A 16,158-nucleotide genomic window follows, 5' to 3' on the forward strand; every position below is an offset into this window, starting at 1 on the left:
TATGTTTACGCGCTGAACACCATCAGCAGTCCGCTGGAAAAGATCAGCAGTGCGACAAAGAACAGCACAATCGCCGTGACGGCATTGTTATGTTTCATCCCTTCCTCCTCAGAACCACTGACCAAAGCGGCGCATATAAATCCGCTTCATACCCTGAGCCACCACGCAGTAGCCGAACAGCGTGGCCACCAGCCATGGGAAATAAGACCATGGCAGCGGTACCAGCCCGACGGCATGGCCCAGCGGCGAGAACGGAATATAAATGCCCAGCGCCATCACCAGCCCGGTCATCAGCATCACCGGCAGCGCTGCACGGCTCTGGATAAACGGAATTTTTTGCGTACGCAGCATATGCACCACCAGCGTCTGCGACAGCAATCCCTCAATAAACCAGCCGGACTGGAACAGCGCCTGATGCTCCACGCTGTTAGCAGCAAACACGTGCCACATGATCAGGAAGGTAGTGATATCGAACAGCGAGGAAGTCGGGCCAATCCACAGCATAAAGCGGCCGATATTCTTCGCATCCCATTTGCGCGGTTTACGCAGAAACTCTTTGTCCATTTTGTCCCAAGGTAGCGCCAGCTGGGACAGGTCATACATCAGATTCTGAATTAACAGGTGGATCGCCAGCATAGGCAGGAACGGAATAAAGGCGCTCGCCACCAGAACTGAGAACACGTTGCCAAAGTTTGAGCTGGCGGTCATGTTCAGATACTTAATGATGTTGCCAAAGGTCTCACGGCCCTTGATTACCCCCTGCTCCAGTACCATCAGTTTTTTTTCCAGCAGGATAATGTCGGCAGACTCTTTGGCGATATCCGTTGCGGTATCCACTGAAATCCCGATATCCGCATCGCGCAGCGCCGGAGCATCGTTAATCCCATCGCCCAGGAAGCCAACGGTATGGCCGTTATGCTGCAGCGCCTGTAACACGCGGGATTTCTGCTGTGGAGTCAGACGGCAGAAAATGGTCCGTGCTTCCACCAGCCGGGAAAGCTCACTGTCATCAAGACGGGCAATTTCACTGCCACACAGCGGTTCACCAGGCTCCAGCCCGACATCGCGGCAAATTTTGCTGGTGATAATGGCGTTATCTCCGGTCAGCACTTTCACCGTCACGCCGTTTTCATGCAGCGCGGCGATAGCCTGCCCTGCGCTCTCTTTTGGCGGATCGAGAAAAGTCAGCAGGCCGCAGATAGTCAGTTCACGCTCGTCGTCTTTGTTCAGCGGCAGCACCAGCGGAGTGCCTTCCAGGTTGCGCTCACCCACCAGCAGCACGCGAAAACCCTGCTGGTTCAGCGCTTCGACCTGCTGGCACCACTGCTGACGGGCAGCATCATTCAGCGGACGGCGCTCCCCGGCATCCAGCCAGTGGGTGGAAACAGACAGCATTTCATCCACTGCGCCTTTGCAGATCAATTTCTGCTGATTGTGCTCATCAGCGACCACAATCGACAGGCGGCGGCGTTCAAAATCAAACGGCAGCTCGTCGATTTTGCGATAGCGCCACAGTCCGCTGACCGCCATATTGCCCTGGCTGAAGCTGAGGATCGCTTTGTCCATCAGGTTCTTCACCCCGCTCTGATGGCGGCTGTTCAGCCACGCCAGCTGCAGAACCTGCTCATTGTTACGGCCATATGCGTCCAGATGCTGCTCCAGAATAATGCGATCCTGGGTCAGCGTGCCGGTCTTGTCGGTGCAGAGCACGTCCATCGCGCCAAAGTTCTGAATGGCATTAAGGCGTTTCACCACCACTTTGCGGCGGGACATGGCGATGGCTCCTTTCGCCAGGTTGGAGCTGACAATCATCGGCAGCATTTCCGGGGTCAGCCCGACCGCCACCGCCAGCGCAAACATCAGCGCATCGCTCCAGTCACCTTTGGTGAAGCCGTTGATGAACAGAACAATCGGCACCATCACCAGCATAAAGCGGATCAGCAGCCAGCTGACGCTGTTCACGCCGCGATCGAAAGCAGTCTGCGGGCGGGTACCCACCACGGATTTCGCCAGCGACCCAAGCCAGGTGTGATTGCCGGTCGCCACCACTACCGCAGTAGCCGTACCGCTGGCAACGTTGGTGCCCATCAGGCAAATGCCCGGCATCGACAACAGGTCATTCTCTACCGCCTTTTCTCCCATTACCTGAGCGCTGATGCCTGACATCGTGTCGTATTTCTCAATCGGGATGGCCTCTCCGCTCAGCGCGGCCTGGCTGACAAACAGGTCACGTGAGGAGAGCAGACGGATATCTGCTGGCACCATGTCTCCCGCAGAAAGGAAAATAATGTCGCCAGGCACCACGTCCTGCAGCGAAATTTCCATTTTCACCGGCTGAGAAGTTTCACTGCTGCGACGGATCACCGTAGCCGTAGTGCGCACCAGCGATTTCAGCGCTTCCGCTGCTTTGTTGGTACGGTATTCCTGCCAGAAACGCAGCAGGCCGCTGAGCGAAACCATAATCAGCATAATGGTCACACCAGTCAGGTCACTCTCTTCTCCGTGACGCAGCGGAATAAAGTAGTCGGTGAAAAAGCTGACCACAGCCAACACCATCAGCACCCAGATAAAGGGATTGTTGAAGGCCTGAAACAGCTGCACCAGCACGTGCGGCGCTTTTTCATTGGCGACCTGATTTTTACCGTGTTCCAGCAGACGCTCAGCAGCATCTTCTGAGGTCAGGCCATTACGTTGGGTGTTGAGACGCGCCAGGGTGTTATCCAGGCTCTGTGTCATTTCGCTGGCGATCGCTAAATCACGGGCGAGTTTTAAGTTGGCGTTATACATTTTCATCTGCCAGATCCTTAATTTTCTTTTTATTCAGGCGCGGGGAATCTCTCCTACGCATGAGGATTTTTAAGTTTTTTTGGGGATCGGGACGGGGGCAGCAAGCAGGAACGTGCAGGAGGATTACAGAGGGTAGTCACTCCTTATTCTGCTTGTGTACCATCGCCCGCCGCTGGTCGGAGGTTCTTTCATAGTGCGATCCTTGCCCGGCTTCAGCACGGGACAAAATTTAAGGGCAAAACGGGGATGTGACACAAAATTGAGGTGAAACATTGCCCGCCGGTTTTTCGGCAAGCAAACAATGGAGTTGGCTTACCTTAAAGGGTAAAACTTAAGGGGTGACTGTCCAATTGTGGTCTCCATTGATGATTTCGCCGCCACTATAATCCTGCCCGTTGGCGAAGTAAACCCTTAAAAAACGGCATGTTTTCCATAAACATCTTTAAATTAACCCTTTAAAACAATCAATTAGTTGGTAACATGACGTAATTACTTCCTGTTTTTTACCTAAACCATTTATCAACGCTTTGTATTTAACTGCCCGCCAGTGGGCTCTCCTCCCCGATGGCAGATGACGGCGATCAACGTCAGGCGGCGGATTCACTCTATACTTCAGGCGGATCATTGAGAGGACACCCTGTTATGCTGAGAAGGACAAGAATCTTGTTAAAGCGATCGCTGATCGCCCTGCTGCTTTTGCTGATCGTTCTGCTGACACTGCGCGTGGCGGTGACGGAGCGTGGACCCGATTTGCAGCCCTGGCATAAATGGGCCCCGGTTGAGCTGAGCGACAGCCAGATGGATCGGGATAACTGGGCGGATTATCTGCAAAACGAACAGAGGATCTTTGCCGATATGAAGCGCAACGTCAGCGATAAAATAGCTGACACGCCGGAAACGCTTAACCGCTATGCTGAAAATAGCCCGGTTTATCCGGAGCATTTCGCTACCGACTGGAATCGCTCTTATGAGCTGTTGCCACAGGGAACGCCGAAGGGCGCAGTGGTTTTGCTGCATGGGCTGACGGACTCACCTTACAGCCTGCGCCATTTTGCTTTTGATTATCAGCAGAAAGGGTATGTGGCGGTAGCCATTCGCCTGCCAGGCCACGGCACGGTGCCTGCGGCGCTAACCAGAGTGGAATGGAGTGACTGGATGGCGGCCACCCGACTGGCAGTACGTGAAGCGAAGCAGCGCATTCCGGCTGGCGCGCCGCTGCAAATTATCGGCTTTTCCAACGGCGGCGCGCTGGCGATGAAATATACGCTGGATGCTCTGGAAGACCCTTCACTTACCGTTCCCAGCCGCCTGATCCTGATTTCGCCGATGATCGGCGTCAGCAGCTACGCACGTTATGCCGGTCTGGCCGGGCTGCCTTCATTGCTGCCCGCTTTTGCCCGCTCGGCATGGCTCAGCATCCTGCCAGAATTCAATCCGTTTAAGTACAACTCCTTCCCGGTGAAGGCTGCCCGACAGTCATGGCTGCTGACCAGCGCGCTGCAAACTCAGCTGCACCGTGAAAGAGAGAATAATTTGCTGGATAAAGCCCCGCCGATACTGACTTTCCAGTCGGTGGCGGATGCCACGGTGAGTACGCCAGCGGTGATCCGGGCGCTTTACAACCTGCTCCCCAATAACGGCAGCGAACTGGTGCTGTTTGACGTGAATCAGTCAGTGCAGCTGTCGCCGCTGATGCGAAGCAGCGCCAGACACGCCGCAGAACATCTGCTGCCAGCCGCACCGCGAAATTACACCACCACGCTGGTGACCAATATCTCGCCACAGAGCAATGCTGCGGTGGCGGAGACAACCGCAGCCGGTGCCACATCGGCCACTCAGAAGCCACTGGGCATCAACTATCCCGGCGATGTCTACTCCCTGTCCCATGTGGCGCTGCCGTTCCCCTTCAGCGATTCGTTGTACGGCCGCACGCCTGAGCGGCCCAATGAGTACGGCATCAGCTTTGGTTCTCTGACACCCCGCGGTGAGCGTTCAGTGCTGATAGTCAGCCTGGATATGCTGATGCGCCAGACTTCCAACCCGTTCTTTCCATGGATGCTGCAGCGGGTTAACCAGACGCTGAATTAATCCTGCGGCTGGCCGCTGCTGTCACTGAGCAGCAGCGCCAGCGGTTGCCCACCCTGCGTCTGTTCCAGGGCAATTTTAGCTACGATGGTCAGCGGTACGGAGAGCAGCATGCCCACCGGACCCAGCAGCCAGCCCCAGAAGATCAGCGACAGAAACACCACCAGGGTCGAAAGTCCCAACCCGCGCCCCATCAACCGCGGATCCAGAATATTGCCGATCAACAGATTCAGCAGCAGATAACCGCCCGTCACCAACACCGCATCAGCAGTTCCGTTGAAAATCAGTACCTGAACAATCGGGGGAATGGCCGCAATGATTGAGCCAATATTAGGAATGTAGTTAAGTGCAAAAGCCAGCGCCCCCCACAGCAACGCAAAGCGGACATCCAGCGACAGCAGCATCAACCAGATAGCGATGCCGGTCAGCAGGCTGATGGCCGTTTTCAGCACCAGATAGCGGCTGACGCAGTCGAGCGCCCGCTGGATGGCGGCCATGCCCTCTGAAGGACGGCGAAACAGACGCTGTAATTTCCCCGTGAGTAGCGGTACCTCGAACAGCATAAAGACTACGGTCATCAGCAGCAGAAAAATACCGGAGACCGCACCGGAGAGCTGAGTAAGCAGCCGGCTGACCAGATTGATCGTCGCGTTGGGGTCGACCATGGTCATCAGCGCTTCGGTGGAAACCGGCACGCCCAGCTGGCCTGCATGCTGCTGAAAATCCAGTAGCGATTCCAGCATCACCTTACGATATTGCGGTAGCGTGCGGGCAAAATCATTCAGCATACTGACCAGAGAACTCAACAGCAGCGCACCGCCCAGCACAATCACTCCAACCAGCAGCGAAACGGCCAGCACCCGGGGCAAACCAGCGCGCTGTAGCAGCCTGACCAGAGGGTTGAGGATCACCGCCACAAAAAGGGCGAGGATAAACGGCACGACAATTTCAGCCCCGGCCCGGATGCCGGCCAGAATAATCACCAGCATCCCGAGCATAACCACTATTTTAAAGGTGCTTTCACGTGCAAGCGAAGACATCATCCCTCCCCACGAGGACGTTTACACCATTCACGCAGCCGTTGAATGTGCATATATAGCGCGGGAATAAACACCACGCCCACCAGCGTTGCCATCAGCATCCCGCTGAACACCGTCACACCGATGATCTGCCGACTGACCGCTCCAGCACCGCTTGCCAGCACCAGCGGTAGCACACCGAGGATCAGCGAGATGGCTGTCATCATCACGGCCCTGAAACGCTGTTTAGCGGCCTGTTCTGCCGCTTCAGCAATGCTGACCCCCTGCTCCCGGCGATCGCGGGCGAATTCGACGATCAGGATGGCATTCTTGGCCGCCAGCCCGGTCAGTAGCACCAGACCTATCTGCGCATAAACATCGTTAGCAAAGCCCATAAAGTGCAGGCCTGCCACCGCACCTGTCGCTGCGAAGATCACCGAGAACAGCACCGCCAGCGGCACGCTCCAGCTTTCATACTGCGCCACCAGGAACAGCCAGGCGAAGATAATCGCTGCCAGATAGATCAGCACGGCCTGGTTGCCGGTTTGCTGCTCCTGCAATGACATGCCGCTCCAGCTGTAGCTGTAACCGGCTGGCAGATGATCTGCCAGCACCGCTTCCATCGCCTTCATCGCCTGAGCAGAGCTGACTCCATCGGCTCCGGAGCCGCTGACGGCCAGCGCCGGAAACTGGTTGTACTGCATGATGTAAGGTGCCCCTACCGACGGCGTCAGCGTCACCAGCTGGCTCAGGCTTATCGCCGCACCGCTGTCGCTGCGCACCGTCAGCTGCATCAGCTGATCGCTGCGCTGACGGAAGCTCATCTCATTCTGCAACTGAACACGGAACTGGCGGTTGTTGAGAGTGAAATCCCCGACGTTCCTGCCGCCCAGCGCCGTTTGTAACACGGTGAAGATGCGGCTGACTGGCACGCCCATCAAGGCAGCCCGATCGCGATCCACCGTCAGATTCATCTCCGGAACGGTTGCACTAAAGGTGGTGAAAACCCGACTGAGCTGCGGATCCTGATTGGCAGCCATGATCACGCTCTGCCCGATACGCGCCAGCTCCTGTGGGGACTGGCCTTCCATCGCCTGAATCCGCAGGTCAAAACCTGCGGCATTGCCCAACCCGCTGATCGCTGGTGGCACAAAGGCCATCATTGTGGCGGAAGGTATCGTCGCCAGCTGCTGCTGGATCTGCGTCAGGATCCGATCTACTGGCGGGCGCGCCTGCCAGTCTTTCAGCAGCACGATGGCAAACCCACTGTTGGCAGCATTACCGCCGCCCAGCAGGCTGAAGCCGGTAATTTTTATCACGTCCTCTACCGCCGGGTTCTTCGCCACCAGGTTATTCATCTCCTCCATGACCTGCTGCGTTCGTTGCAAAGCCGCACCATCAGGCAGCTGCACGTTGATAAACACGTAGCCCTGATCCTCTTCAGGCAGGAAGCCGCCCGGCAGTTGCTGATAGCCCAGCCAGGTCACCGTTCCCGCCACCAGCATCACCACAACGGTGGTCAGCGCATAACGGCTGACCCTGCGCGACAGGCCTACATAGCCATCGCGGGTGCGGTCAATAACACGGTTAAACAACGCCAGAGGCCCCTTCATCGGCGCAGCACGTCTTTTCAGCAGGCAGGCGCAGAGCGCGGGAGTCAGCGTCAGCGCATTCACGCTGGACAGCACCATCGCCGCCGACAGCGTGACGGCAAACTGACGATACAGTTCTCCGACAATGCCGGGCAGCACGGCAATCGGCACGAAGACCGCCAGCAGCACCAGCGTGGTGGCAATCACCGGCCCGGCAATCTGCGTCAGTGCCTTGCGGGTTGCTCCGGCTGGCGTCAGGTCGGGCTCTTCCACCAGCAGCCGCTCAACGTTTTCCACCACCACAATCGCATCATCCACCACGATAGTCAGTGCGAGGATAATGGCGAACAGGCTGAGGGTATTGGCCGAATAGCCCGCCAACAGCAGCACAGCAAAGGTGCCGAGCAGGGAGACGGGAATAGTCAGCGCCACGATAAAAGTGGCGCGCAGGCTTTGCAGGAACAGCCACACTACGGCCAGCACCACGATCAGCGTCAGGGCCAGCGACACCACGATCTCCTGCAGCGTGGCGGAGATTGGCTGCGTGGCATCGAACTTAATCTGGTATTCCATATCCTGCGGGAAGTTCCGCGCCTGGCTGGCCATCTCCTCACGCACGGCTTTCGCCACGCTGAGAGCATTAGCCTGCGGCGCAGGATAAACCATCAGAAACGCCCCATCAGTGTTATTCAGCGCGGCATTCACCTGATAGTTTTGTGCGCCCAGCTCGGTCTTCGCGATGTCGCTGATGCGCACCATTCCGCCCTGTGGATTGCTGCGGATCACCACCTGGGAGAACTGCTCCGGCGTCATCAGTCTTCCCTGCCCGCTGATGGTCAGCGTGTTCTGCTGAGCAGCGGGAGTCGGTGCGGCACCAATCTGCCCGGCTGCAGCCTGCACGTTCTGCTGCTGCAGCGCCTGGATCACTTCGTCAGTGGTGATGTGCAAGGCTTCCATCCGCTGTGGATCCAGCCAGATACGCATGCTGTAATCGCGGGCACCAAAGACCTGCACATCACCCACGCCATCAATACGGGCCAATGCGTCACGCAGGCGGATGGAGGTGTAATTACTGAGGAACAAAGCACCATGGGTCTGTTTTGGGGACAGCACGCTGATCCCCAGCAGGATATTGCTGGCGCGTTTTCGTACCGAAATACCGTTATTATTCACCTCAGCAGGAAGCTGAGCCGTGACCTGGGAAAGGCGATTCTGCACCTCCACCGCGGCCATATCCGGGTTTGTGCCGTTAGCAAAGGTGATGGTCAGTTGATAGCTGCCGCTGTTGCTGCTGGTCGACTCCATATACAGCATATTGCTGACACCATTGATCTGCGCTTCTATCGGCGCACCCACAGCCTCGGCCACATCCCGGGCACTGGCACCAGGATACAGCGCGGTCACGCTGACCACTGGTGGGGTGATTTCAGGAAACTGTTCAACCGGCAGAATTTTAAGCGCCATGCCGCCGACCAGCGTGATGATCAGAGCAATAACCATCGCGAAGCGGGGACGCCTGACGAAGAAACTCAACATATCTCAGGCTCCTTATTGAGCTTCAGTGGGATTAACCTGCATCCCTGGCCTGACGCGCTGCACGCCAGCAACAATCACCCGGTCGCCAGCCTGCAGGCCGGAAGTCACCACGTAATGCTGATCAACCTGATCGCCCACGGTAATGCGCACGCTCTCCACGCGCTGATCCTGGCCCACCTTCAGTGCGAAATAGCCCTGAGCGTCCTGCTGAAGTGCGGCAACAGGCAGAAGGAGATGCGCTTTTTCTTTCGGCAACAACTGAACGTTGACCACACCGCCAGGCAACAGCAGCTGCTGCGGATTAGCAAAATGCAGACTGACGGCCAGCGTACCGGTCTGGCTGTCGATACGGTTATCCACTGAGGCAAACTCGCCGGTGAAAGGATAGGCCTCGCCGTTGGCCAGCTGCAGCGTTGGCGTCAGTGCCTGATTCGCCCGTTTCGTGTTACCCACCAGCCCGTGCTGGCTGGCGGCAATATAATCCCTTTCGCTAACGGCAATCACCACGCGAACCGGGTCAATCTGTTTCAGCGTCACCAGTGCGCCACGGGCCGGATTGATCAGCGTGCCTTCATGCACCTCACTGTGTCCGGCACGGCCACCGATCGGGGCGGTGATACGGGTGTAACCGAGGTTAAGCCGCTGGGTCTGTAACAGGGCCTGAGCTTCTTTTAAAGCGGCACTGGCCATATCCCGGCTGGCGGCGGCACTGTCCAGCTCGGACTTGCTGACCGCAGTGCCTGCACCGAGACGCTGTAAACGACTGAGGTGCTGTTGAGCATTTCTTGCCTGCGCGCTGGCGTTACTGACCTGTGCCTCGGTGCGGGCCAGCGCGGCATGATGTTCCGCCGGTTCGATCTCAAATAACATCTGACCGGCTTTTACTGTCTCACCATCCAGGAATCCGCGTTTTGCCACTACACCTTCGGTACGGGAAACGACGTCCACCGCACGCATTGCCTCTATCCGGCCCAGATAACGGGTTGGTTGTGCCACGTTTTCACTGGTCAGGGTAGTGACGGCAACAGCAGGAAGAGTGGCAGCGTGTAAAGGCACGGTGAGAGTCAGCAGCCCGGACAGCAACAGCCCGTTCAACGTTTGGTGTTTTAACAGCATCGTGGAGTACCTTCTGGAGTTTTCTGGAAAAATGATAGACCAGAAGTCTATTTGCTGAAAAAAACAGCAACCTGTTTTCGATCAGAAAAAGCGGGGATCGTCGACGCTAATCGCGGCTGATTTAGGATTGATTTAGCTGGCGGGGTCATTTCCTCTGAAATGGCTTGTAACAAGGTGCGTGAGATTAAAAAATTCACTTTTAAGGTCATCAAATCAGTCGAAAATCCGGTTTGCTGATTAAGCATTAAGCAACAGCCAGCATTTATAGCTGACCTGATACTTTTTATAGGCTGATTCGTAGTGAATCTTGCCATAAAAACGCTGATTCACCCTGCCATCACCCGGCAATCCAGCTATCTCTCGCAGGATCCTCTTTTCCGCGCCGGAGGCCTGCTGCGACAGGCTTTTCGCCATTGAATGCGCGTTTAGGGGTGCGTAAGATTCTCTTTCACGTTTTAAAAATAAGAAAGATATATGCAAGCCTCCATCGCACCAACTCTCGACGCAGAAAACGACGCCACGCCCGTAAATTCACGCGGAAAAGTGGTGGTCGCTTCGCTGGTCGGCACCGCTATCGAATTTTTCGATTTCTATATTTACGCCACTGCGGCAGTGATCGTATTCCCGCATATCTTCTTCCCACAGGGTGATGCCACCGTGGCCACGCTACAGTCGCTGGCGACCTTTGCTATCGCCTTCGTCGCCCGTCCAATCGGCTCCGCGCTGTTTGGCCATTTCGGTGACCGTGCCGGTCGTAAAGTGACGCTGGTCGCCTCGCTGCTGACCATGGGGATCTCCACCGTGGTGATTGGCCTGCTACCGAGCTTTGATACCATCGGCGTCTTTGCGCCGCTGCTACTGGCGCTGGCGCGTTTTGGGCAGGGTCTGGGTCTGGGCGGCGAATGGGGCGGTGCTGCACTGCTGGCCACCGAGAACGCCCCGGCGAAAAAGCGCGCGCTGTATGGTTCATTCCCGCAGCTGGGTGCGCCGATCGGCTTCTTCTTCGCCAACGGGACTTTCCTGCTGCTCTCCTGGCTGCTGACCGACGATCAGTTTATGCAGTGGGGCTGGCGTGTGCCGTTTATCCTCTCTGCCGTACTGGTGCTGATTGGCCTGTACGTCCGCGTTTCGCTGAACGAATCGCCGGTTTTCGCTAAAGTGAAAAAAGAGAAGAAGCAGGTCAAAGTGCCAATTGGTACCCTGCTCTCCAGGCATCTGAAAGCGACGATCCTCGGCACGTTCATCATGCTGGCGACCTATACGCTGTTCTACATCATGACCGTGTACTCCATGACCTACGGCACCACTGCGGCACCAAACGGTCTGGGCTTCCCACGCAATACCATGCTGTGGATGCTGATGCTGGCGGTGATAGGTTTTGGCGTGATGGTGCCGATTGCGGGCCTGCTGGCTGACCGCTTCGGCCGCCGCAAAACCATGATTGTGATTACGCTGATGATCATCGCCTTCTCGCTGCTGTTCCCCACCATGCTGGGTTCAGGCAACCAGCTGCTGGTGATGCTGTTCCTGCTGCTGGGCCTGAGCGTGATGGGGCTGACCTTTGGCCCGATGGGCGCACTGCTGCCGGAGCTGTTCCCGACGGAAGTACGTTACACCGGCGCCTCGTTCTCATATAACCTGTCGTCGATTCTGGGCGCTTCAGTGGCACCGTATATTGCTACCTGGCTGGCCCACACTTACGGCCTGTTTTACGTTGGGATCTATCTGGCAGCCATGGCCTGCCTGACGCTGTTTGCGTTGATTGCCAGCAAAGAAACCCGTGACGAATCGCTGTACGACTAAGGTTGTTAGCGCAGTAAAAAACCGGCCTGAAGGCCGGTTTTTTTTCGAGCCGCATTCCCGAATTCGCCTTTGCCCGTAGACAAAAAAATTGAAGCAGCCCGGCCCATATTACTTCTTGCTCTTCATCTGCTGCAGCACGTTACTGCACTGATTCTGCTCATTATCGCTTGGTGAGATGAGTGCCAGTAAGGCTGCCGCAGGTGCCGCTACCACACCCAGCGCCACCGCAGCTGCGCCACGAGCGATCAGTGGACCGGCCTTCACACCCGCATCCGGATTTTTGAACGTGCCACGGACGTACAGCGGGGAACGTAGGGTGATAATACGGATCCCCTTGCTCTCCGGATTGATCGACAGGTCCATTCGTTCGTTGGCAAAATTGGTGGTCCCGCTGATGTTGATGACCGCGTTTTCCGTATCGAAAACAAACAGTTTGGTTGAGGCCAGACCGTTGGTGACGTTCAGATCCGCTGCCGCACAGTTGATGCGCACCTCGCCATCGCCAAACAGCTTGCCGACCAGGTAGTTGCCCACGTTCAGCCCGACGATTTCCATCAGGCTGCGGCTGATCACCCCGTCATTCATCAACAGTTTAAGATCGCCGTTGCTGGTCGCCAGAATATCGGCCACGGAGTTCCCCGTTCCGCTCAGCGTGGCATCACCGTTCATTTGTCCCATGCTGCTCTGCATCGCCGAAACGCTCGGGAACAACTGCTTCAGTTTCAGGCTGCGCACATGAATATCAGCCCTGGCCCGCATTGGCGTGCGGTCACCTTCCATATGAATGGTCGAGTTGAGGTTACCGCCAGCGACGCCAAAGCGCAGCGGATCCAGCAGCAGGTCGCCATTTTTCAGGACCAGGTGCGTGTAGAGATCGCTGAGCGGCAGTGAGTTGCTGTGCTCAATGCGCTTGCCGCTGAACTTCACATCGGCATCCATCACGTCCCAGCTTTTGGTATCGAATTTATCATGCGGCAGCACGCGATCGGCTGGCTGGCTGGAGGCATCGCCCCTAGCCGCCTTCGCCTTCTCGGTTTTTTCGCTCCCCTTCCCGGAGTTCACGCCAATCAGCGGCCCCAGATCGGCTATACGCAGCTGACGGGATTCCAGCGAACCTTCCAGCTTCGGTCGTGGCTTGCCCTGGGTATAGGTCATCGAACCGTGAATATCGCTGTCACCAATATGGCCGTTGAAGTTTTCGTAGCGGAACACCGGGCCATTCTTGTCCTGGAAGCGGGCGATCAAATGACCATCGGTTTCATAAGGCGGTGTATCCGGCAGCAGAATGCCGGTCAGGCCATACAGGTTAGCCAGCGTATCGCCCGAGAAGCGCAGGCGAATATCCAGCCCCCCCATATTCAGCGGATCCTCCAGGCTGCCTTCAACCTGCACGCGCGTAGTGCCATTGCGCAAATCAACCTGCACCGGGAACGGGTTGGTTTTACTGCGAAGCGAAAGCATCCCGCCGATTTTACCGTCGCCGTCGAGCTTCTCATTGTTGTAAGTGCCGCTGGCTTTCCAGCCGAAGACGAAATCAGACGCGCCTTTTTGGGCCACGTCCTCTTTGCTGCCAGCCACCTGAACATAAGGTACCGGCTTGCCCAGCGGATCGACCGTGACCTGAACATCAGCCTTATTAATCGCATCGCGATAAGCAATTTTGCCCTGATCGAACAGGATATCATCGAGGCGGAAAGACCAGGCTGAAGGCGGTTGATTAGGATCGGGATTATCGCTACCGGCCAGATTAAAGGTCCAGTTGTTCTTGTGGTCTGCGGTCTGGATTAGCCTGGCGTCAGGCTGTTGCAGCTTGATCCACGGGATAAATACCTGTTTGCCAAGCAGTGCCAGCGGGGAAATGGTGGCATCCACACGCTGCAGGTGCACCATGGTCACATCAGGGATTTCAGGCGGGTTGCCAAGCATAATGTCTTCGGCATGAATATGCGGCCAGGGCACCCAGCTTCGCCAGCCGGGCTCATCACGATTGCGTTCCCAGCCCACGCCTAAATCGCCCCGGATAGCAAAGGGACGGTTAATCTCCGTCGAGACTTTCTGGTTGATGGTGGGTTTCAGGCGATTCCAGTCAAAAGTTGCGATAACAATGACTACCACAACCACAAGCAACAAAAAAATCCCGACAATCCAGCTGATTGTTTTTCCCGTGCGCGACATTCTTGGTCTCCATGCTCGCTCTTGTCTTCTGTAAAGATAGACGAGAGAAGCGGAAACGGCATCAGATCAGGTGCGGTGGCAGGGCTGAAAACTGGTCAAAAGGCATCTGACGGGCAAAGTAGTAACCCTGTGCGGCACAGGCGGGAGAATTCTGCACCTGAATCCATTCATCAATGGTTTCAACACCTTCCACGATGACGCCCTTACAGTAACGGTTAATCAGCGCCAGCAGCATGTTGAACAAATTCCGGCCTTCTTCTGATTTTCTCAGCAGGATGAACAGCTCGCGGGCCATCTTGATGTAGTCATATTTCAGTTCGGTCAGCGCCGAAAAGTTTGCCATCCCCGAACCGAAATCATCCAGCCACAGCGGCCCCAGTTCGGGCATTTGCGAGATAATCTTTTCCTGAGGCAGTGCATGGTGTTCCACCAGTTCAAAGCGCACCCAGGGGCAACGGGCAATCAACTGCCGGATTGAGGCGTTATGCTGAATGGCCAGCAGCGTCGGGCCATCGATGTTGACCGAAGCCACCATTTGCCCATCCGCAAACTTGCTTTCCCATATTGCCAGCAGCTCCAGCTGCTCACGAACCACGTGTAGTCGCTGCGCAATGTCAATCGCGGCGAAATAGGACTCCGGCGATAACCTCTGGCCCGGCGCGGAAGGGTGAAACACCGCCGTGAGCAGCTCAATTGCCATCAGACTGCCGGTCACCCGGTAGATAGGCTGAAACGTATAGGTGCGCTGACACTGCTGCCAGTACAAACGCTCTTCTTGTTGTTTTTTAACGACAATTGAGGAAGGAAGCCGGTGACTGATGTTCTTCAGCACCATGTTGTTGACCCTTTAATAAGATGAGATCGCGCGGGGAAGATCTCCCGTCACCCAAGTATCGGCATCAACCTGTATAATTTTATCGTGATTGTGCACCCTTATGCCGTCTCATCATCGCCCCACCGCTGCGCTTTCAATCGCTTTAACAGACAGCTTTTTAACCGTTTCTTCGCGCTTTACATAAAAATAAAACGTTGTTTTAAAATATTGACTCTGCCGGCCAGCAAAGCCAGACTGGAGCAAATTAACAGCGAGCTGATTACTATGACAAAGAAGACCATCGCCGTTATTGGCGAATGCATGATCGAACTTTCACAGAAGAGTAGCGACCTGAGCCGCGGCTTTGGTGGCGATACTCTGAACACTGCGGTTTACATCGCGCGTCAGGTTGATGAACAGCAGTTGAGTGTGGATTACGTGACCGCGCTGGGCACTGACACTTTCAGCAGTGAGATGATCGCGGCGTGGCAGCAGGAAAAAGTCGGCACCTCGCTGATCCAGCGAATGGAGAACAAACTGCCGGGCCTGTACGTGATTGAAACGGATGCTCAGGGCGAGCGGACCTTCTATTACTGGCGCAACGATGCCGCCGCCCGCTTCTGGCTGGAGGGCGAACAGGCCGATGAGATTGCCCGGAAGCTGGCCCAATTTAATTACCTCTACCTGAGCGGCATCAGCCTGGCGATCCTCAGCCCACAGAGCCGGGAAAAGCTGATGGCGCTGTTGGCTACCTGTCGGCAGAACGGCGGTAAGGTCATTTTCGATAACAACTACCGCCCGCGCCTGTGGCCATCGGCGGAAGTGACTCAGGCAGCCTATCAGGTGATGCTGGCCTGCACCGATATCGCCTTCCTGACGCTGGATGATGAGACCCTACTGTGGGGCGAAGCCAGCGTGGAGCAGGTGATTGCCAGAACGCGGGCGGCGGGTGTAAACGAAGTGGTGATCAAGCGTGGCGCGGAGTCCTGCCTGGTTTCGCTGGCAGAGCAGCCACTGATTGAAGTGCCTGCGGTAAAACTCCCGGCCAGCAGCGTGGTGGACACCACCGCTGCCGGAGACTCCTTCAGTGCCGGTTATCTGGCTGTGAGGCTGAGCGGTGGCTGCGCGGAAGAGGCGGCCCGCCGCGGCCATCTGACCGCCAGCACGGTGATCCAGCATCGTGGCGCGATTATTCCGCTTTCCGCCATGCCGGAATAAGGGAGCGGCCTGT

At 56.5% G+C, this 16,158-nt stretch carries 10 protein-coding genes; 3 read left to right on the top strand and 7 right to left on the bottom strand.

Translation table 11 applies throughout. The features are described 5' to 3' along the window. Nucleotides 1–108: 108 nt before the first annotated feature. The gene (mgtA, locus tag AC3Y5R_RS14825) at nucleotides 109–2,793 is read right to left on the bottom strand and encodes a magnesium-translocating P-type ATPase (RefSeq protein ID WP_489921982.1); all 2,685 of its coding nucleotides are present in this window, start codon (nucleotides 2,791–2,793) and stop codon (nucleotides 109–111) included. A gap of 636 nt (nucleotides 2,794–3,429) precedes the next feature. Between mgtA and AC3Y5R_RS14830 the strand changes: the two genes are divergently transcribed. Continuing rightward, nucleotides 3,430–4,875 carry an alpha/beta hydrolase gene (locus tag AC3Y5R_RS14830; protein WP_489921983.1) on the top strand — a complete coding sequence of 482 codons (1,446 nt, stop codon included), beginning with the start codon at nucleotides 3,430–3,432 and terminating at the stop codon, nucleotides 4,873–4,875. Here the strand turns inward: AC3Y5R_RS14830 and AC3Y5R_RS14835 are convergent. From AC3Y5R_RS14835 to AC3Y5R_RS14850, 4 genes are all read right to left on the bottom strand, one after another. Further along, entirely contained in the window at nucleotides 4,872–5,912 is a 1,041-nt protein-coding gene (locus AC3Y5R_RS14835) for an AI-2E family transporter (protein WP_489921984.1), read from the bottom strand. The genes AC3Y5R_RS14830 and AC3Y5R_RS14835 overlap by 4 nt on opposite strands. After that, nucleotides 5,912–9,019, bottom strand: a complete 3,108-nt coding sequence (locus tag AC3Y5R_RS14840) for an efflux RND transporter permease subunit (protein WP_489921985.1) — start codon at nucleotides 9,017–9,019, stop codon at nucleotides 5,912–5,914. Before AC3Y5R_RS14840 ends, AC3Y5R_RS14835 begins: the two co-directional genes overlap by 1 nt. Before the next feature lie 12 nt (nucleotides 9,020–9,031). Next, nucleotides 9,032–10,135, bottom strand: a complete 1,104-nt coding sequence (locus tag AC3Y5R_RS14845; protein ID WP_489921986.1) for an efflux RND transporter periplasmic adaptor subunit — start codon at nucleotides 10,133–10,135, stop codon at nucleotides 9,032–9,034. A gap of 237 nt (nucleotides 10,136–10,372) precedes the next feature. Beyond that, entirely contained in the window at nucleotides 10,373–10,549 is a 177-nt protein-coding gene (locus tag AC3Y5R_RS14850) for a hypothetical protein (protein ID WP_489921987.1), read from the bottom strand. A gap of 60 nt (nucleotides 10,550–10,609) precedes the next feature. Here AC3Y5R_RS14850 and AC3Y5R_RS14855 point away from each other — a divergent pair, with 60 nt between their 5' ends. After that, a complete protein-coding gene (locus AC3Y5R_RS14855) occupies nucleotides 10,610–11,938 on the top strand; it encodes an MFS transporter (RefSeq protein WP_489921988.1) in 1,329 nt (442 codons plus the stop codon). A 108-nt stretch (nucleotides 11,939–12,046) separates the two neighbouring features. Here the strand turns inward: AC3Y5R_RS14855 and AC3Y5R_RS14860 are convergent, their stop codons facing one another. Then, nucleotides 12,047–14,113, bottom strand: coding sequence for an AsmA family protein (locus AC3Y5R_RS14860; protein WP_489921989.1), 2,067 nt, complete (start codon nucleotides 14,111–14,113; stop codon nucleotides 12,047–12,049). 61 nt (nucleotides 14,114–14,174) lie between these two features. Continuing rightward, nucleotides 14,175–14,948: a cyclic-guanylate-specific phosphodiesterase gene (pdeH, locus tag AC3Y5R_RS14865; RefSeq protein ID WP_489921990.1), complete on the bottom strand. Its 774-nt coding sequence runs from the start codon at nucleotides 14,946–14,948 to the stop codon at nucleotides 14,175–14,177. Between the two features lie 264 nt (nucleotides 14,949–15,212). Here pdeH and kdgK point away from each other — a divergent pair, with 264 nt between their 5' ends. Then, the gene (gene kdgK, locus AC3Y5R_RS14870; RefSeq protein ID WP_489921991.1) at nucleotides 15,213–16,145 is read left to right on the top strand and encodes a 2-dehydro-3-deoxygluconokinase; all 933 of its coding nucleotides are present in this window, start codon (nucleotides 15,213–15,215) and stop codon (nucleotides 16,143–16,145) included. The last annotated feature ends 13 nt before the right edge of the window (nucleotides 16,146–16,158 follow it).

Source organism: Erwinia sp. 009765445 (assembly GCF_058137865.1).